Origin of the sequence: Flavobacterium nitrogenifigens, from assembly GCF_003254565.1 — a bacterium.
In the GTDB taxonomy this organism is placed as follows: Bacteria; Bacteroidota; Bacteroidia; order Flavobacteriales; family Flavobacteriaceae; genus Flavobacterium; species Flavobacterium nitrogenifigens.
This window is the reverse complement of record NZ_QJRI01000177.1, coordinates 42892-60444: the sequence shown is the minus strand read 5'-3', so window position 1 is coordinate 60444 and position 17553 is coordinate 42892. Positions and strand designations below refer to the sequence as shown.

Sequence of the window (17553 nt, the reverse complement as noted above, 5' to 3'; positions counted from 1 at the left end):
TGAAAACCTTGCAGGAACTTAAACTGTTATGATTTTACTTATCCAATCATTATTTTGTTTTTCAACCAATAATAAACCAGAATCTGAGCCATTCATTTGACCAATTAATTCTCCTTTATTATTCCAAAAAGCGCTTTGTCCAGCCGAAGGTGAACCCCAAGATTCTCCGCTGAAATTGGACATCAAAACATTCATTTTATGTTTCTCAGCATAATTTTGTAAATCTCTGTACGCATTCGGAATACCGTTTGGCGAAAAGAAAATGCTCGCAATATAAATATCTGCGTTATTTTTTGCAGCATTTTCAGCATGTTTCGGATTGTCAATATCAGCACAAATCGCAAATGCAATATTTTGGTCTTCAATCGTAACCATCGGATTATTGTCAAAAGAAGACTGGAAAAATTCATCTTCGCCTTCATGCAAGAACTGTTTCGTATAAATAGAAACCGAATCGTTGGGAGCAATTATAAATTCGCCAATAAACAATTGATTTTCAATTAAAATTGGAGCACCAGCAATAATGACAATGTTATTGTCGGTTGCCAAATCTTTCAGATGGTCTATTCTGTAATCATCTTCGGCGAAAGCCAATTCCTTAGCATTTTCTCTTTCATATCCAGTAATTGACATTTCAGGAAAAGCGATTAGTTGAGCTCCATTTTGTGCCGCCAATTCAATAAGCCGATAATGGTCTAATAAATTTGAAGCAATATTTCCACGTTTTGGTTTTGTCTGTGCGGCCGCTAAAATCATTTTTTTCAATTATTTGTTTTCGGTATAAACCCAAGCAACTGTTCCAGATTGCAGTTTAACCTGAACTCTTCTGTACGAATTAGATTCAAATAAATCGACTTTTGCTAAATCTGCATTAGAAACATTAAAAACTACGCCATGTATATTTTCCTCCGCATTTTCACTTGCAATTGCTACCACATAATCTGCCATTCCAAATTCTTCTTCGATCTGTAAACTTTTTAGTTTATAACCCAAGAGCTGATCTGGAGTTCCAACTAATACTTTTTTAAAAATCTGCATTTGAACTTGTTTCGATCTTAATGTTCCGTATGAGAATAACTTTTCCATAATTATATTTTTCTCGTTAATAGTTGCGATTAGAGATGTGCAAATTAATGCTTTTATTACAATTTAAAGTAATCAATGTAATTATCTAAATCTTTATCGCCACGTCCAGAAAGGCTAATCACTACAATATCTTCAGGTTTGAATTTCTTTTGATCCAAAACTGCAAACGCATGTGCGCTTTCGATCGCCGGAATAATTCCTTCTAATTTTGTAAGCTGTAAACCAGCATTCATAGCATCGTCATCGGTAACAGAGAAAAATTCGCCGCGTCCTGTTTGTGCTAAATGTGCGTGCAATGGTCCAACCCCAGGATAATCTAATCCTGCTGAAATAGAATACGGTTCTGTAATTTGTCCATCAGGAGTTTGCATTAAAAGCGTTTTACAGCCATGTATAACACCAACTTTACCTAGTTTGCTTGTTGCCGCACTATGACCGCTATCAACTCCTTTTCCAGCTGCTTCAACGGCAATAATTCCAACTTCTGGCTCATGCAAAAAGTGATAGTATGTTCCAGCAGCATTACTTCCTCCACCGATACAAGCCACAACGTAATCAGGATTTTCGCGTCCTTCTTTTTCTTTCAACTGCCATTTGATTTCTTCTGAAATGATACTCTGAAAACGCGTCACCATATCAGGATAAGGATGCGGTCCAATTGCAGATCCAATAATATAATGTGTATCTACAGGATTGTTGATCCAATCGCGGATTGCCTCGTTTGTAGCATCTTTTAAAGTTCTAGAACCTGAAAGTGCCGGACGAACTTCTGCGCCCAACATTTTCATACGCGCTACGTTTGGTGCCTGACGTGCAATGTCAATTTCGCCCATATAAACGATGCATTCAATTCCCATTAAAGCGCAAACTGTTGCAGTTGCAACACCGTGTTGGCCAGCTCCAGTTTCGGCAATAATTCTTTTTTTGCCTAGACGTTTTGCTAATAAAATCTGACCAATCGTATTGTTTACTTTGTGCGCGCCGGTATGGTTTAAGTCTTCTCTTTTTAGATAAACTTTGGTGTTGTACTTTTCAGATAAACGTTTTGCAAAATACAACGGACTAGGGCGTCCCACATAATCTTTAAGCAATTGGTTGAACTCTGCTTTAAAATCTGGTTCATCCATTATGCTTAAATATTTCTGACGTAATTCTTCTACATTTGGATATAACATTTCTGGAATATAAGCACCGCCAAATTCTCCGTAATATCCTTTTTCGTTAACGTTAAAACTCATTTTATTTAAATTTTAAAAGTTGGCAACATCAAATTTGCGTTTGAAATTGCTAAATAGATTTTTATTTTTCAGCCCTGGTTCGATTTCAAATTTACTATTTACATCGACAGCGTAGATCGGTAAATTGGTTTTTGAAATTTCTTCAATGGCTTTTAATTCCTTCATTCCGATGCCACCGCTCAAAAAGAAAGGTTTTTTTGAATTGTATTTTTTTAATATTGTCCAGTCGAAAGTTGTTCCGTTTCCGCCTGGAAGCTTTCCTTTTGTGTCAAACAGAAAATAATCGCAGACATTTTCGAAAGGCTTAATTGTTTCGAAATCAAAATTTTCATCTGCCGAAAATACTTTTATGATTTCAATTTTCTTTGCTAATTGATTTTTTAATTCTGATAAAAATTCAACCGATTCATGTCCGTGTAATTGAATGGCTTGTAAATTGTATTTTGCAACTTTTTCCAGAATTTCTTCCTGACTCTGATCTACAAAAACGCCTACTTTTTTAACTGTTTTTATAAGTTCAGGAATGGTTCCGTTAAAATATCGCGCGGATTTTTCCCAGAAAATAAATCCCATATAATCGGGTAGGAGCGCGCCTACTTCGAGAATATTTTCAGGATATTTCATACCGCATATTTTGAGTTTCATTTCGTTGTGTGTTTTTAACGCAAAGCGCGCTAAGGTTTTTCTTTCTGTATTGTGTTTAAAATGCGAAAAAGTTCGCAAAGTTTTTCTGCCACGAATTCACGAATTTAATTTACAATCATTCGTGAATTCGTGGCTATTTTTTAAACGCCCAGATTTTTAATAAAATCCGTTGCTGCTTGTCCCGCGTTGTCGGTTTTCATGAAGTTTTCTCCAATTAGGAAACCTTTGTAGCCGTATGGTTTTAATTCTTGGATGGCTTCAATTGATGAGATTCCGCTTTCGGATACTTTTACAAAATCGTTTGGAATTTGGGATGCTAGTTCTTTACTGAAATCTAAGCTTACTTCGAATGTTTTTAAGCTTCTGTTATTCACACCGATCATATCTAAAGTTGGCATAATCGATTTTTCTAGTTCTTCTTGATTATGAACTTCCAATAAAACTTCTAAACCTAAACTTTTTGCGAATTCAGATAATGATTTAATTTCTTCTCGGGTTAAAACCGCTGCGATTAATAGAATCAAATCGGCTCCGTGTGCTTTTGCTTCAAGGATTTGATATTCGTCTACAATAAATTCTTTTCGCAATAGCGGAATATTTACTGAAGCTCTTGCTAAAAGTAAATCGTCAAGAGAACCACCAAAATACTTACCATCGGTTAAAACTGAAATTCCGCAAGCGCCTGCATTTTCGTAACCTTTCACCACTTCTTCAACTGTAAAATTATTGTTGATGATTGATTTTGAAGGCGAACGGCGTTTGTGTTCTGCGATAATTCCAGAATTGCTTTCTCTTAATTTCTGGCTAAGAGAAATAGTTTGTTTTCCAAAAAATACAGAAGCTTCCAATTGAGAAACTGGAATAATTGATTTCTTTAGAACAACTTCTTGTTTTTTGTCTATTATGATTTTATCTAAAATGTTCATTATTGTTTTGTTTCACGTTTCACGTTTCATGTTTCAAGTTGTAGAACGTTCAAAATAACTTGAAACCTGAAACTTGAAACAAAATTTATTTACTTAATTCTTGTAATTTCTGTAAAGCTTTTAATCCTTTTCCTGACAATAGACTTTCTTTTGCTAATTCAAATCCTTCTTTTGGAGAACATTTTGTAACCGTTGCGATTGCCATTGCCGCATTCGCGCAAACTACATTATTCTGCGCTTCGTTTCCTTTTCCTGAAATTATATTTGTAAAAATTTCTGCAGATTCTTCGATGGTTTTTCCACCTTCAATTTCGGATTGAGATAAAAGATGAACGCCAAAATCTTCTGGATTCAACATTCCTTCCATGTGATTAGAAATTGTTTTTGTCGGGCCAGTTAATGAAATTTCATCATATCCGTCAAGCGAATGTAAGATGGTAAAATTCACATCGGTATTTTGATATAAATAAGCGTACATTCTTGCCAATTCTAAGTTGAAAACTCCAACTAATTGATTTTGCGGAAATGACGGATTTACCATTGGGCCTAACATATTGAAGAATGTTTTTACCGCCAATTCTTTTCTAATTGGACCAACATTTTTCATGGCTGGGTGAAATAGGGGAGCGTGCAAGACACAGATTCCGGCCTGATCAATACATTTTTCTAAAAATGAAGGATCGTTGCTGAATTTTATTCCCATTTTTTCCATTACATTGCTTGATCCAGAAATAGATGAAACTCCGTAATTTCCGTGTTTTGCCACTTTTATTCCTGCGCCAGCCGATACAAAAGAAGCTAAAGTTGAAATATTGAAAGTATCTTTTCCGTCACCGCCCGTTCCACATAAGTCGATGGTGTTGTAGGCTGATAAATCGACACGAATACATAAGTCTAATAAAGCTTCACGAAAGCCCGAAAGTTCGTCAATTGTTATGCTTCGCATCATAAAAACAGTCAAAAATGCCGAAATCTGATTTGGATTATATTGACCGCTTGAAATATTAATCAATACTTGTTTGGCTTCTTCTTTAGTAAGCACTTCGTGGTTGATTAATTTGTTTAATATAGTTTTCATTTTTTCTTTTAAGTTGCTAAGGTTCTGAGATGCTGAGATTCTAAGGTTTTTACTGAGACTGGGACTGAATACTTTTATTAATGTTCATTCCCTTGATAAATCCACATGGGTTCTGTTTTTCCAGCCCTTTCGAAACCATTTTTTTTATAAAAATCAACCGATTTCCCATCTGCCGTTAACATTTGCATGTGAAAGTGGCTGTATTTTTCTTGCATTTTATCCAAAATCAATTTTCCAATTCCTTTTCCTTGATATTCAGGAAGTACTAGCAAATGCGGATAATAAACTGTTAAGAATCCATCAGAAATTGCATTCCCAAGTCCAACAAGTTTTTTGCCTTCCCAAGCCGTTACTAATGTTTCTGAATTTAATAATCCGTTGTACAATTCGTTTGGTTTACTAGCTGAACTCCATTCATTTGCTTTATATAAGACTAAAATATCTTCAATATTTATTTCTCGGGTTTCTAAAATTGTTATTTCCATTGGTTTTGTTTTTTTGTTTCAGGTTTCAGGTTTCAAGTTTTGTTTGACGTTCCAAGAACTTGAAACCTGAAACTTGAAACCTTTTTTAACTCTTAATCCAATTCTCTAAAATCTTTTTCCCATTTGGTGTCAAAACGCTTTCTGGGTGAAATTGAACGCCTCTTACATCATAATTTTTGTGGCGTAAAGACATAATTTGTCCGTTTTCGTCAACAGAAGTTGCTTCTAAATCTTCAGGCAAATTGCTGTCAACAACCCAAGAATGGTATCTTCCAACTTCGAATTCATTTCCTAAACCTTCAAACAAAATTTCGTCATCTACTAAAGTCTTTACATTCGTAGCCACTCCGTGATATACTTTGTCAAGGTTTGAAAGCGTTCCGCCAAAAACTTCTCCAATTGCCTGCTGTCCTAAACAAACGCCAAGAATGCTTTTTGTAGGACTGTATTTTTCGATTACTGCTTTTAATAAACCAGCTTCATCAGGAATTCCAGGTCCTGGTGAAAGCAATATTTTCTCGAAAGATGCAATTTCATCAATATCAAATTCATCGTTTCTGTAAACGGTAACTTCACAGTCTAAGTCTTCTAAATAGTGCACTAAATTGTAAGTGAAACTATCGTAATTGTCTATAACTAAAATTTTTTTCATTTTTTTTAAGGTTCTAAGTTGCTAAGGTTCTGAGTTACTAAGTTTTTTTGCTGATCCCGATAGCTATCGGGAGAAACTGAGACTGGCAACTAAATTTTTTATTTTTCTCGAACGTATTTTTCTACGATAACACGATCTACACCTAATTTTTCTACTTTTTCTACTCCTTTTTGAATTAAGGTGTCGTTTTGAACTTTCACCACAAATTCAAATTTGCTATCTTCCCAATCGCGGTTGTTGAAAAACTCTAAATGTTCTGAATAAATACTGTCTTTTAAAGTATATTTTCCGCCTCCGCCAAAGAACAATGCTGCTGTTGTATCTTTTCCGTGTTTTAAATCATGATTAAAAAAGGCAAAATGTGTATCGTTAATAATCTTGATCATTTTTGTTTTTGTATTGAAAGTTGAAAAAGTCGAATCTTTCTCTGTGGTTTCAGCTGATATAAGACGCCAGGTTCCTTCAATCGGGTTTTGTTTTTTTTCTGAATTACAAGAAGTCATAGTAATGATTAAAACTAAAATTGATACTGCTTTTTTCATAGTTTGTGGTTTTTATGGTTTGTTTTTTAATTGTTTCAAGTTTAAGGTTTCAGGTTTCAAGTTTCAAGTTTCACGTTCCAATAACTTGAAACCTGAAACTAAAAAAACTTGAAACTAAATCTGTTCTGCCATTTCTAGCGCTGTATTCAATGCTCTTAATTTATTATAAACTTCCTGCATTTCGCTTTCTTCATCAGAGCTTGCTACGATTCCAGCTCCCGCTTGACAGTGCAATTGATGATTTTTTGAAAGGAACGTTCGAATCATAATCGCGTGATTAAAGTTTCCGTCAAAGTCCATAACCCCGATTGCGCCTCCGTAGAAATTACGGTTTGTTTTTTCACATTCTTCAATTAACTGCATCGCTCTGTGTTTTGGAGCACCGCTTAAAGTTCCTGCAGGAAAAGTATCGGCTACGACTTGCATTGTTGTTGCTTTATCGTGTAAATGTCCTGTAACTTTAGAAACCAAGTGAATTACGTGAGAGAAAAACTGAACTTCTCTGTATTTTTCTACGTTTACATCATGTCCGTTTCTGCTCAGATCATTTCTTGCCAAATCGACTAGCATAACGTGTTCGCTATTTTCTTTTTTATCTTCAGAAAGTTCTTTTGCTAAAAGTGCATCACGCTCATCATTTCCAGTTCTTTTGAAAGTTCCAGCAATTGGATGAATTTCAGCTTTTCTGTTTTTTACGATAATTTGAGCTTCTGGAGAAGAACCGAATATTTTGAAATCTCCATAATCAAAAAAGAATAAATATGGAGAAGGATTAATGCTTCTTAAAGCTCTGTAAACATTAAATTCGTCTCCTTTGAAACCTTGTGTAAATCGGCGAGAAAGAACCAATTGAAAAACATCTCCGCGGTAGCAATGTTTTTTAGCTAAAGCTACATTTGCTTTAAATTCTTCATCGGTTAGGTTAGAAAAACCTTCACCTTCTTTAGAAAATTTATAAGAGGCAATGTTTCTAGATTGAAGCAATTGCTCGATTTCTGCAATGTTGTTTTTATTGTCAACGCTGTGGCAAAAAATATAAGCTTCATTTTTGAAGTGATTGATTGCAATAATATTTTGATAAACAGCATAAAAAACATCAGGAATTGAAGTGGCATTATCTTTTTTTGCAATTGAAACTTTCTCAAAATAACGAACTGCATCGTAAGAGATATATCCGAACAAACCGTTATTAATGAATTTAAAATCGTTTTTCTCTGATTGAAACTGACTTGAAAATTCCTGAATTACCTGGGGAATATTAGTCGAAGCATCAATAGCGATTTTCTCTGAAGTTCCGTCTGGAAAAGTTTTAGAGATAACTTCATTTTCGATTTTTATAGTAGCAATCGGATTGCAGCAGATGTAAGAGAAACTATTGTCATTTCCGTGATAGTCACTACTTTCTAGCAATAAGCTGTTTGGAAATTCATCTCTGATTTTGAAATAAATGCTTACTGGCGTAACCGTATCTGCCAGAATTTGTTTGTAATGTGTATTAAGAATAAAAGGTTTCAAAATATATAGTTTTTATGTGTTGTTAATTTATGTTTCGGTTTTGATCAAAAAAAAAGGGCTTGTCGTGATGACAAGCCCTTTATATTTTTATATTTCTTACAATACCATAGGAAGCTTCGTTCACGACGTCTGACGTAAATTGCTCCACCACCAAGTATTGTTTAAAATTGTTCTCATTTCTTTATTTTGATGTGACAAAGATATAAATGTAATTTTAATTAAAGTATATAAAATTTGAAAAAAATCTTTTCTAATTTATGAAATTTGTTAAATTTTGATTTGGAATGCTTCTGTAACTCCTTAATTTCCACTTGCTATCGTGTTGTTTACATTTAATCTAAAATCTGGGTTTCCTTTGATGTTTGGAAGCGCAAACAGCTCGTTAAGTTTCATTTTTGTGTATTCTATTCCAAAAGCTGAGTTGCCATAATAGCTTTTTATACCTGGAATATTGCTTCCAGATTCGCTTTCAATTTCACCTTGGCAATTATTTGCCACAACGTTTTTAAAAGTGATTTTTGATAGATTGGCTTCACCGTTTCCGATATTTCCTTCCAATAAAATGAAAGGGGCAAACCCAGAAACCACACTATTGGTTAAGTTGAAGAATGTATTTTCTTTAATGTAAGCAGATTCTCTAACCAAACCTTGATTGTTTTCTTCTAAATTAACTAATGTGATGTTGCTTGCATTTATTTTGGTCATTTTTTTGGTCATATCTGTTGTGCCAACTTTTTCATATGAATCTACTTCAAAACATCTTGAACCTGAAATATCTGAAGAAAACGGATGACGAATTGCAATACTGTTAGAGATATTAATTTGAGCACCTTGCGTAAAATCAAAATCATCATCAGTTGTTCTGTATGAAACTAAATTGTTCAGATTCAAATCTCCACCATAACATTCAAAAGAATCATCATTTGAATAACTGATTTGAACGTGGCTAACCGTTGTTTTTCTTCCAACACCAGCAAGAGAAAGACCGTTTAATTCTTTAGAAGCACTTAATTTTCTTCCAGCATATTCGATTCTCACATATTTCATGATTCCTGAATTATCTTCTGGATCTTGGCCTCCGTAATGATTTAAAGTTGGATCTAAATCAAAAGGTAAAGTGTGAATTCCTCCTAGAGAATTTATAGGAGCTTTTCCTAAAATAATAATTCCGCCCCAGTCGCCAGGTTTTCTGTTATTTATTTCATTTTCAGATGTAAAAACAATTGGATCAGTTTCTAGTCCTTCAGCCATAATTTTTGCGCCATTTGTAATTACTAAAGTTCCGCATGTCTTATCGTCGCCACGAATAACAGTTCCAGGCTCAATAGTTAAAGTTGCATTGTTTGTAACATACACAACACCAACTAAATGATAAATATTACGTTTTACTAATCGAGTGTCTTTGTCAATTGTTCCTGCAATTATATTAGTAGCTTCACCGTAGTCATTAGCAGCCGGTCTAAAGCTCGTCCAGTTGGTCATCCAGTTTGAAGTGCCAGTGATTCCTTTAGGCAGTTGTTGAGCTTGTGCGAAAAAGCTGATAATGAAGAGTATACATACAATATGTAGTTTTGTTTTCATAACTATGATTTTAATTTCTAGTTTTTGATTTTTTTAATTGTCCCAAAAATAGAAGCCGTATGTTAATCAAAGTCCTGATACTTATTACGAAAGAGTTACTATATTATTAAGAACGTTAAGTTTTTGAAAAGTTAAAAAAAATAAGCCCCAACAGTTTTAAACTGTTGGGGCTTATTATATTTCTGAATTAGTAAGCTTGAAATATTAGAATTTTAAAGCTACAGCCAATTCAAATTCGTCGTTGATAGTTTTATCTCCTAAACCGTCGAAGAAGCTACCTGAACCGTATTTAATATCGTATTTAGTTCTGTCAACTTTGAAAGCAGTTGTAGCAGTGTTTCCTTTTACAGTGATATCAAAAGTTACTGGTTTAGTGATTCCTTTGATAGTTAAGTCTGCAGTTACAGTGTAAACGTCAGCAGATTTTGCACCGATAGTTTTGAAAACTAATTTTGAAGTTGGGAATTTGTCAGTTCCGAAGAAATCGTCAGCTTTTAAGTGACCGTTTAATTTTCCTTGGTATTCTCCAGTTAAATCTGTAGAAGTTAATGAAGTCATGTCAACTGTAAAGTTACCACCAGCTAATTTTTTTCCTTTGAAAATAACAGCTCCTTCTTTGAAGTTTACAGTTCCAGAGTGCTCTCCAGTTACTTTTTTACCTACCCATTTAATAGTAGATGCTTTTACGTCGATTTTTTTAGTTTGAGCGTTTACTGAGATTCCAGCTGCTGCTACGAATAATGCTATTGCAATAGTTTTTAAATTTTTCATGTTTTTAAAATTAAATTTGAATTTGATTAATAAATAATTATAGTGTGATAAATAATTCCTCGTGTGATTTTCTAACTTTTTTCTGGTGTTGAGATTTGTCGTCATCATGTCTGTAACCTACAGTTGCAATAACTGAAGCGTTTAAACCTAATTTATCGAAACCTAATATTTCATTAAATTGAGCAGCATTAAAACCTTCCATAGGAGTTGCGTCAATTTTTAATTCAGCCGCTGCATTTAATAAGTTTCCTAAAGCTAAGTAAGTCTGTTTTGCAGTCCAGATGTGTTTTGCATCTTCAGATAAATTTGAAATTACATTTTTCATCATATCACTGAATCCGCCTAAAGCATCAACTGGAACACCTCTTACTTCGCTGATGTTGCTGATATATTTGTCAACAGAACCTGCATCAAGGCTTAAGTCGTTTGCAAAAATGAATAGGTGAGAAGCGTCTGTAATTTGAGTTTGTCCCCAAGCTGCACCTTTTAATTTTTCTCTTAATTCTGGATTTTCAACAATAACTACTTTATAAGGTTGTAATCCGTATGAAGAAGCACTTAATCTAACTGCTTCTTTTAGTGTATTGAAATCAGCATCTGATATCTTTTTTGATGCATCAAACTGTTTAGTTGCGTATCGCCAATTTTGATTTGCTAAAAAATTGCTCATAGTTTTTATTATTTTATTTGTTGGTTCTATATTTTTCTAATAGTTGGTTTAAGAAAACTAATTCTTCTGGTTTTAAATTGTTTGCAAACGTTTGTTCGTGTTCATCTACTTTCGGATCTAATTCTTTTAAAACGTCTAATCCTTTTTGTGTAATCGAAACTTCAATTTTTCTTCGATTATTCGGACAGACATTCCGTGTAACAAAATCTTTCAATAATAATTTGTCTACCAAACGTGTTGTGTTGCTTGTTTTAGCAAGCATTCGCTCTTGTATCACGCACATATTAGCAGGCTTTCCTTTTTGTCCTCTTAATATACGCAACACATTGTACTGTTCTCCAGATAAATCATACGGTTTGATCAACTCGTTGAAATGATCCTGAATCACATTTTGCGTGTACATGATATTCAGAATAACTTTTTTCGCATTATCCATCTTAACCGTACTCTTAATAACCTCTTCAATTGTCATAGTCGTAAGTGTATAATTTGTATATACAAATGTATAACTTTTAATAGTTGTATATACAAGTGTTGTGTTAATTTTTTGTTAATATATACAAATGCTTGTTCTGCAAGAACTAAAAGAATCGTTTTTTAGAGAATAAAATTAAAATAATTTTTTATGTAACGTACTGATATGTTGTTAATTAATAATTTTTTAATATCAAGACGATTTTTAATTTTAAAATATTTAGCAATTGATTTTTTGTAAGGTAACTTTAAGCTAAAAGATTCTCATAATCAGCTATTTTTACGATTTATCGGAATTCAGACAGTAGAAAACCTTTTGCAATTTGCTTAAAATTGGCAATTTCTGAGTTTATCCAAGCTTCATCATGCCCCAATTCGTTGGCAATTACTCTTGCTGTTTTCTCCGAAACTTCAATTGCAGCTCTGGCATCTAAGAATAATAAACGAACTCTTCTGGCTAAAATATCATCTACAGTTCGTGCCATTTCGTAACGAATTGCCCAAACCACTTCTGCCATTGTAAATTCGTGATTAGGATGCAGTTTTTCTTTCAGCTCAGGCTCGCTTTCTTGTAATTCTATTATTTTTGGAATATCAGTACCATATATATAGAGGTGATTTTCTCTGTCTGCTGAATTAGTAGGTTGGTTTCCATGAATAGAAAGATGTTCTGTATTGCATTCTTTTGGTTGCAATTTGCCAGTTTTGATAGCTTTATCAATAATATCCTCAGCAATTTTTCTGTATGTTGTCCATTTTCCTCCAGTAATGGTAATTAGACCCGTTTCTGAAACTATAATTTTATGGCTTCTAGAAACTTCTTTGGTGCTTTTGCCTTCTTCTTTTGGCGCTGCCAACGGACGCAATCCTGCAAAAACAGATAATACATCTTTTCTTTCGGGCTTTTTTGCCAAGAATCTTTGCGCAGTTTCCAAAACAAATTGAATTTCGCTTTCTAAAGCAATAGGTTCTAAACTTTGCTTTTTAATTAAAGTATCAGTTGTTCCAACTACAATTCGGTTATGCCACGGAACAGCAAATAAAACTCTTCCGTCTTTTGTTTTCGGAATCATTAAAGCATTTTCGCCTGGAAGAAAAGATTTGTCTAGAACCAAATGAATTCCCTGACTTGGAACAATATATTTTTTATAGACTTTATCATTTAATTTCATGATGGCGTTTGTAAAAACTCCTGTTGCATTTATAACGACAGAACCTTTTATATCATATTTAATTCCGCTTTCTTGATCTTCAACCTGAACGCCAATAATTTGGTTTTTGTCGTCTTTCAATAAATTGGTAACCTTTATGTAATTTAAAAGACAAGCTCCATTTTCTACAGCGGTTTGAGCAAGATTAATGGCTAGGCGAGAATCATCAAATTGACCGTCATGATAAATAACGCCATTGACCAAACCTTTTTCCTCAACGTTAGGAAGCATTTCGATAGTTTTCTTTTTTGAAAGATATCTAGAACTTCCTAAACTTAAAAAGCCTGATAATAAATCATATATTTTTAACCCGATCGTATAAAAATAACCACTCAGCAAATGATAATTCGGAATTATAAACGATTGGTTTTTGACTAAATGAGCCGCGTTTTGTGCTAATAGTCCTCGTTCTTTTAATGCTTCTCGAACTAAATGCACATCTCCCTGTGCCAAATACCGCACACCGCCATGAACCAATTTGGTGCTTCGGCTTGAAGTTCCTTTTGCAAAATCTACGGCTTCAAATAAAATGGTTTTATAACCTCGGCTCGCCGCATCAATTGCAGTTCCAAGTCCGCTTGCTCCTCCGCCAATAATTATTACGTCCCAATTTTCTGTATTTTGTAGTTTTAGTAACTGCTCTGAACGATTCATGTTTTTTATGGGACTTTTTGTTTAAAGCAAACTTAACGAAATGAAATTAAAAATTGATGAAGAAATATTCCGTAGGAATATCTGATCGGTAGAAAAAAATATCGTTTTGTATTGTGTCCTGTAGGGACAGCTATTTATAATGTATTTGTAAATCAATCAAACGTTCCTACGGAACGTAAAAAAGGAATCCAAATTCAATTCTACCGATGAGACATTCCGATGGAATGAATAGGTCATTAGAATACAAATCCGACAGGTTTTTAAAACCTGTCGGGTTTAACCAACTTAGAAATATTCCCTGGGAATATCTGATCGGTAGAAAAAAATATCGTTTTGTATTGTGTCCTGTGGGGACAGCTATTTATAATGTATTTGTAAATCAATCAAACGTTCCTACGGAACGTAAAAAAGGAATCCAAATTCAATTCTACCGATGAGACATTCCTATGGAATGAATAGGTCATTAGAATACAAACCCGACAGGTTTTAAAAACCTGTCGGGTTTAACCAACTTAGAAATATTCCATGGGAATATCTGATCGGTAGAAAAAAATATTGTTCAGTATTGTGTCCTGTAGGGACACCTGTTTTTTGTAAATGATATCTAGGTCTATTGCTCAAACGTTTCTGCGGGACGTATCAATGGAATCCGAATTCAATTCTACCGATGAGACATTCCTACGGAATGAATTGCTTCTTAAAAAGCAAAACCCGACAAATTTTTAAAATGTCGGGTTATCAATTTACGGATTATATATTTATAACAGTCGTTTTTCAAATGCTTTTCTTGCAGAGCCTCTTAAATAGACTTCGCCACAATACGTATATTTTAGCTTATCTAAAATTTTAAGCATTGGAACATTGTCAAAATTAGTGTCAACTTTTATGCTGTATATTTTGTTTTCAACAGATAAAATTTCAATCTTTTCAAATAGTTTTGTTGCAATTCCTTTTCCTTTTGCTAGTTTTGAAACTGCGACGCGGTGTACAACAGTATAATCGCCATCAGTTAGCCATTTGCCTTCGATGTTTTCGTAAGCAGGATCTTTGTCGAACATAATAGCAGCATAACACAAAATAGATTCGTTTTCTGTTAGTACATAGCCATTACCATTTTCGATATCATTTTTAATAGAAAGTTCGTTCGGATAACCATCTTGCCACTGCGTACTTCCGTCTAATCGTCTTTGTTCAATTGCATCTTGCAATATTTCCCAAATTACCGGTATTTCAGAAAGAACTGCTTTTCGTAATACTAACTGTTCTGTAGAATTCATTTTTGGATTTACTTTATTAAGAATTAATGAGGCAGTTTGTCTTTAAGCAAACCATAAACCCAAGTTCCAGCAATTGCACTAACCAAGGTAACTACAATTACTGTAGCTCCTGTACCAATTTGAGCAAAAAGCGGACCTGGACAAGCTCCAGTAATTGCCCATCCGAAACCGAATAACAATCCGCCGTAGATTTGTCCTTTATTAAAAGTCTTTGGTTGGATTTCAATTTTTTCTCCATCAAGAGTTTTGATGTTGAATTTTTTAATCAATTGTACCGATATTAATCCAACTACGACAGCGCATCCAATTACGCCATACATGTGAAATGATTCTAGATTGAACATTTCCTGAATACGAAACCAACTGATGATTTCAGCTTTTACGAATACAATTCCGAAAAAGATTCCAACGATTAAATATTTTAAGTTTCCTAATGCAGTTTCTTTTTTCTGGCTTGCATTGATTCCTTCGCCGTCTATATTTTTATTTTCTAAATTCATTTTTGAAATTTTAAAGTGAAAGAATATAAGGTAAAATCAAAAGTGCCATTACAAAACCACCAATCATAAAACAGATAGTAGCTACCAAAGATGGCCATTGTAAGTTTGATAATCCCATAATCGCGTGTCCGCTTGTGCATCCGCCAGCGTAACGAGTTCCAAAACCTACTAAGAATCCGCCCACTACAATCATAATAAATCCGCGAAGCGTTAATAAACTTTCCCAAGAAAATAATTGTGCAGGAACTAAACCACTATGATCTGTGATTCCGTAAGTGGCTAATTTCTCTGATAATTCAGGAGCAATCTCTACAGGATTTGGATTCGATAAAAAATGAGCAGTGATAAAACCGCCTAAAAATATCCCTAAAACAAAGAATAAATTCCAGCTTTCTTTTTTCCAGTCGTATTTAAAAAACGAAATATTCGCTGGAACACAAGCCGCACAAATATGGCGAAGTGAAGAACTAATCCCGAAAGATTTGTTTCCGATAATTAATAAAATTGGAACTGTTAATCCAATCAAAGGGCCTGCAACGTACCAAGGCCAAGGTTCTTTTATGATTTCTAATAGACTCATTTACTTTTAAAATTTAGTTTTTTTATTTTTAACCATTAAGACATTAAGTTAATTAAGTTGGAATGCTTAATTTTCTTAGCTTCCTTTGAAAAGTTTCATTAAGCTCAAAAACTTAATTAACTTAATGTCTTAATGGTGATAAAATTACACTTTATAGTGTTTTGCTTTGACAAACAAAATCTGATTTAGGAACATTAGTTTTTGAAATTGCTCCAAAACCGCCTTCAACCTCAGAGAAATTTCTGAAACCCCTTGCTTGGAGGATAGAAGCTGCAATCATACTTCTGTAACCGCCTGCACAATGCAGATAGAAATGTTCATTTGGATTAATATCTTTTACCCAATCATTAATATAAGCCAAAGGTTTGCTGTAAGCGTCATCTATATGTTCTGCTGCGTATTCTGTTTCTTTACGAATATCTACCACTTTGTCTTCTCCAAATTTAAATTCATTTGAAAATTGTTCAGCAGTGATTCTATTTACAGTATCAATTTCAAAACCAGCATTTTGCCAAGCTTCGAAACCACCTTTCAAATGTCCGATAATCGTATCAAAACCAACACGGCTTAAGCGAGTTACGGTTTCTTCTTCCATTCCCGCCGCGGTAACCAATACTATTGGTTGTTTTACATCGGCAATTAAAGTTCCAACCCACGGAGCAAAATCACCATTAATTCCGATGTTGATAGATTGGGGAATAAACCCTTTACTGAAATCGGCAGCACTTCTTGTATCTAGAATTAAAGCTCCAGTTTCTTCAGCAACGGCTTCAAATTCTTTTGCATTTATTGCTCTCATTCCGTTGTGTAAAACAGTTTCAAAACTTTCGTAACCACCTTTGTTCATTGCAACGTTCATGCTGAAATAGGCAGGAGGAGGCAATAAACCGTCAGTTACTTCTTTAATGAATTCATCTTCGGTCATATTAGCACGCAAAGCATAATTGGTTGCTTTTTGATTCCCAATAGTAGAAACAGTTTCTTTGCTCATGTTTTTTCCGCAGGCGCTTCCAGCGCCATGAGCAGGATAAACGATTACGTCATCGGCCAAAGTCATGATTTTATCTCTTAATGAATGAAATAAAATTCCAGCCAATTGGTCTTGTGTCATTCCCGCTGCTTTTTGAGCTAAATCTGGACGTCCAACATCTCCAATAAATAAGGTGTCTCCAGAGAAAATAGCGTGATCTTTTCCGTTTTCATCGATAAGTAAAAAAGTTGTACTTTCCATAGTGTGGCCAGGAGTGTGCAGAACTTTAATAGTTACTTTTCCGATTTTAAATTCCTGTCCGTCTTTTGCAGAAATGCAGTCAAATTCGCAGGCAGCATTTGGTCCGTAAACGATTGGCGCTCCAGTTTCTTTGCTCAAATCAACGTGGCCAGAAACGAAATCGGCGTGAAAATGTGTTTCAAAAATATATTTCAGTTTCACTCCATCACGTTCTAAACGATCTAGATAAGGCTGAATTTCTCTAAGCGGATCAATAATGGCTGCTTCGCCATTTGAAGTGATATAATATGCACCTTGAGCAAGGCATCCGGTGTAAATTTGTTCTATTTTCATGATTCAATAATAAAAATAATGGAAGACAAAGGTAGTCTTGTTTTTTAAAAAAATTGGTGACTAATGTTACAGAAATTAGGTTTTTGTGTAAAATAATATGGATT

The 17553-nt window shown here is 34.2% G+C and carries 19 protein-coding genes; all 19 read right to left on the bottom strand.

Features of this window, described 5'->3' with window-relative positions; translation table 11 throughout:
- Positions 1-18 precede the first annotated feature (18 nt).
- The 19 genes from DM397_RS14765 to DM397_RS14675 all read right to left on the bottom strand — a co-directional run bounded on the left by DM397_RS14765 (position 19) and on the right by DM397_RS14675 (position 17449).
- The gene (locus DM397_RS14765; protein WP_111378274.1) at positions 19-756 is read right to left on the bottom strand and encodes a carbon-nitrogen hydrolase family protein; all 738 of its coding nucleotides are present in this window, start codon (positions 754-756) and stop codon (positions 19-21) included.
- A gap of 9 nt (positions 757-765) precedes the next feature.
- Positions 766-1086, bottom strand: coding sequence for a gamma-glutamylcyclotransferase family protein (locus DM397_RS14760; RefSeq protein ID WP_111378273.1), 321 nt, complete (start codon positions 1084-1086; stop codon positions 766-768).
- A gap of 56 nt (positions 1087-1142) precedes the next feature.
- The gene (trpB, locus tag DM397_RS14755) at positions 1143-2324 is read right to left on the bottom strand and encodes a tryptophan synthase subunit beta (RefSeq protein WP_111363367.1); all 1182 of its coding nucleotides are present in this window, start codon (positions 2322-2324) and stop codon (positions 1143-1145) included.
- Positions 2325-2336: 12 nt separating this feature from the next.
- Complete coding sequence (locus tag DM397_RS14750; protein ID WP_111378449.1) at positions 2337-2969, bottom strand: phosphoribosylanthranilate isomerase; 633 nt, start codon at positions 2967-2969, stop codon at positions 2337-2339.
- A 140-nt stretch (positions 2970-3109) separates the two neighbouring features.
- Positions 3110-3895: an indole-3-glycerol phosphate synthase TrpC gene (gene trpC, locus DM397_RS14745; protein WP_111378272.1), complete on the bottom strand. Its 786-nt coding sequence runs from the start codon at positions 3893-3895 to the stop codon at positions 3110-3112.
- Between the two features lie 85 nt (positions 3896-3980).
- Positions 3981-4973 carry an anthranilate phosphoribosyltransferase gene (trpD, locus tag DM397_RS14740; RefSeq protein ID WP_111378271.1) on the bottom strand — a complete coding sequence of 331 codons (993 nt, stop codon included), beginning with the start codon at positions 4971-4973 and terminating at the stop codon, positions 3981-3983.
- A gap of 77 nt (positions 4974-5050) precedes the next feature.
- The gene (locus DM397_RS14735; RefSeq protein WP_111378270.1) at positions 5051-5458 is read right to left on the bottom strand and encodes a GNAT family N-acetyltransferase; all 408 of its coding nucleotides are present in this window, start codon (positions 5456-5458) and stop codon (positions 5051-5053) included.
- Between the two features lie 85 nt (positions 5459-5543).
- Positions 5544-6110 carry an anthranilate synthase component II gene (locus DM397_RS14730; protein ID WP_111378269.1) on the bottom strand — a complete coding sequence of 189 codons (567 nt, stop codon included), beginning with the start codon at positions 6108-6110 and terminating at the stop codon, positions 5544-5546.
- Positions 6111-6208: 98 nt separating this feature from the next.
- Complete coding sequence (locus DM397_RS14725) at positions 6209-6652, bottom strand: hypothetical protein (RefSeq protein ID WP_111378268.1); 444 nt, start codon at positions 6650-6652, stop codon at positions 6209-6211.
- Positions 6653-6766: 114 nt separating this feature from the next.
- On the bottom strand, positions 6767-8167 hold the full coding sequence (locus DM397_RS14720; protein WP_111378267.1) for an anthranilate synthase component I family protein: 1401 nt from the start codon (positions 8165-8167) through the stop codon (positions 6767-6769).
- Between the two features lie 300 nt (positions 8168-8467).
- Complete coding sequence (locus tag DM397_RS14715; RefSeq protein ID WP_111378266.1) at positions 8468-9748, bottom strand: hypothetical protein; 1281 nt, start codon at positions 9746-9748, stop codon at positions 8468-8470.
- Between the two features lie 204 nt (positions 9749-9952).
- Positions 9953-10519, bottom strand: a complete 567-nt coding sequence (locus tag DM397_RS14710; protein WP_111378265.1) for a YceI family protein — start codon at positions 10517-10519, stop codon at positions 9953-9955.
- Between the two features lie 37 nt (positions 10520-10556).
- A complete protein-coding gene (locus DM397_RS14705; protein WP_111378264.1) occupies positions 10557-11189 on the bottom strand; it encodes an NAD(P)H-dependent oxidoreductase in 633 nt (210 codons plus the stop codon).
- Between the two features lie 13 nt (positions 11190-11202).
- Positions 11203-11661 carry a MarR family winged helix-turn-helix transcriptional regulator gene (locus DM397_RS14700; RefSeq protein WP_111378263.1) on the bottom strand — a complete coding sequence of 153 codons (459 nt, stop codon included), beginning with the start codon at positions 11659-11661 and terminating at the stop codon, positions 11203-11205.
- A 289-nt stretch (positions 11662-11950) separates the two neighbouring features.
- Positions 11951-13528, bottom strand: coding sequence for a glycerol-3-phosphate dehydrogenase/oxidase (locus tag DM397_RS14695; RefSeq protein ID WP_111378262.1), 1578 nt, complete (start codon positions 13526-13528; stop codon positions 11951-11953).
- Between the two features lie 758 nt (positions 13529-14286).
- Entirely contained in the window at positions 14287-14805 is a 519-nt protein-coding gene (locus DM397_RS14690) for a GNAT family N-acetyltransferase (RefSeq protein WP_111378261.1), read from the bottom strand.
- Between the two features lie 23 nt (positions 14806-14828).
- The gene (locus tag DM397_RS14685) at positions 14829-15305 is read right to left on the bottom strand and encodes a DUF6691 family protein (protein WP_111378260.1); all 477 of its coding nucleotides are present in this window, start codon (positions 15303-15305) and stop codon (positions 14829-14831) included.
- A 10-nt stretch (positions 15306-15315) separates the two neighbouring features.
- Positions 15316-15885, bottom strand: a complete 570-nt coding sequence (locus tag DM397_RS14680; protein ID WP_111378259.1) for a YeeE/YedE family protein — start codon at positions 15883-15885, stop codon at positions 15316-15318.
- Between the two features lie 151 nt (positions 15886-16036).
- A complete protein-coding gene (locus tag DM397_RS14675) occupies positions 16037-17449 on the bottom strand; it encodes an MBL fold metallo-hydrolase (protein WP_111378258.1) in 1413 nt (470 codons plus the stop codon).
- Between the last annotated feature and the right edge of the window lie 104 nt (positions 17450-17553).

Excerpts from the sequence above, each read along its gene's own strand:
- DM397_RS14765 (WP_111378274.1), bottom strand. The coding sequence starts at position 756 with ATGATTTTAGCGGCCGCACAGACAAAACCAAAACGTGGAAATATTGCT.
- DM397_RS14760 (WP_111378273.1), bottom strand. The coding sequence starts at position 1,086 with ATGGAAAAGTTATTCTCATACGGAACATTAAGATCGAAACAAGTTCAA.
- trpB (WP_111363367.1), bottom strand. The coding sequence starts at position 2,324 with ATGAGTTTTAACGTTAACGAAAAAGGATATTACGGAGAATTTGGCGGT.
- DM397_RS14750 (WP_111378449.1), bottom strand. The coding sequence starts at position 2,969 with ATGAAACTCAAAATATGCGGTATGAAATATCCTGAAAATATTCTCGAA.
- trpC (WP_111378272.1), bottom strand. The coding sequence starts at position 3,895 with ATGAACATTTTAGATAAAATCATAATAGACAAAAAACAAGAAGTTGTT.
- trpD (WP_111378271.1), bottom strand. The coding sequence starts at position 4,973 with ATGAAAACTATATTAAACAAATTAATCAACCACGAAGTGCTTACTAAA.
- DM397_RS14735 (WP_111378270.1), bottom strand. The coding sequence starts at position 5,458 with ATGGAAATAACAATTTTAGAAACCCGAGAAATAAATATTGAAGATATT.
- DM397_RS14730 (WP_111378269.1), bottom strand. The coding sequence starts at position 6,110 with ATGAAAAAAATTTTAGTTATAGACAATTACGATAGTTTCACTTACAAT.
- DM397_RS14725 (WP_111378268.1), bottom strand. The coding sequence starts at position 6,652 with ATGAAAAAAGCAGTATCAATTTTAGTTTTAATCATTACTATGACTTCT.
- DM397_RS14715 (WP_111378266.1), bottom strand. The coding sequence starts at position 9,748 with ATGAAAACAAAACTACATATTGTATGTATACTCTTCATTATCAGCTTT.
- DM397_RS14710 (WP_111378265.1), bottom strand. The coding sequence starts at position 10,519 with ATGAAAAATTTAAAAACTATTGCAATAGCATTATTCGTAGCAGCAGCT.
- DM397_RS14705 (WP_111378264.1), bottom strand. The coding sequence starts at position 11,189 with ATGAGCAATTTTTTAGCAAATCAAAATTGGCGATACGCAACTAAACAG.
- DM397_RS14700 (WP_111378263.1), bottom strand. The coding sequence starts at position 11,661 with ATGACAATTGAAGAGGTTATTAAGAGTACGGTTAAGATGGATAATGCG.
- DM397_RS14695 (WP_111378262.1), bottom strand. The coding sequence starts at position 13,528 with ATGAATCGTTCAGAGCAGTTACTAAAACTACAAAATACAGAAAATTGG.
- DM397_RS14690 (WP_111378261.1), bottom strand. The coding sequence starts at position 14,805 with ATGAATTCTACAGAACAGTTAGTATTACGAAAAGCAGTTCTTTCTGAA.
- DM397_RS14685 (WP_111378260.1), bottom strand. The coding sequence starts at position 15,305 with ATGAATTTAGAAAATAAAAATATAGACGGCGAAGGAATCAATGCAAGC.
- DM397_RS14680 (WP_111378259.1), bottom strand. The coding sequence starts at position 15,885 with ATGAGTCTATTAGAAATCATAAAAGAACCTTGGCCTTGGTACGTTGCA.
- DM397_RS14675 (WP_111378258.1), bottom strand. The coding sequence starts at position 17,449 with ATGAAAATAGAACAAATTTACACCGGATGCCTTGCTCAAGGTGCATAT.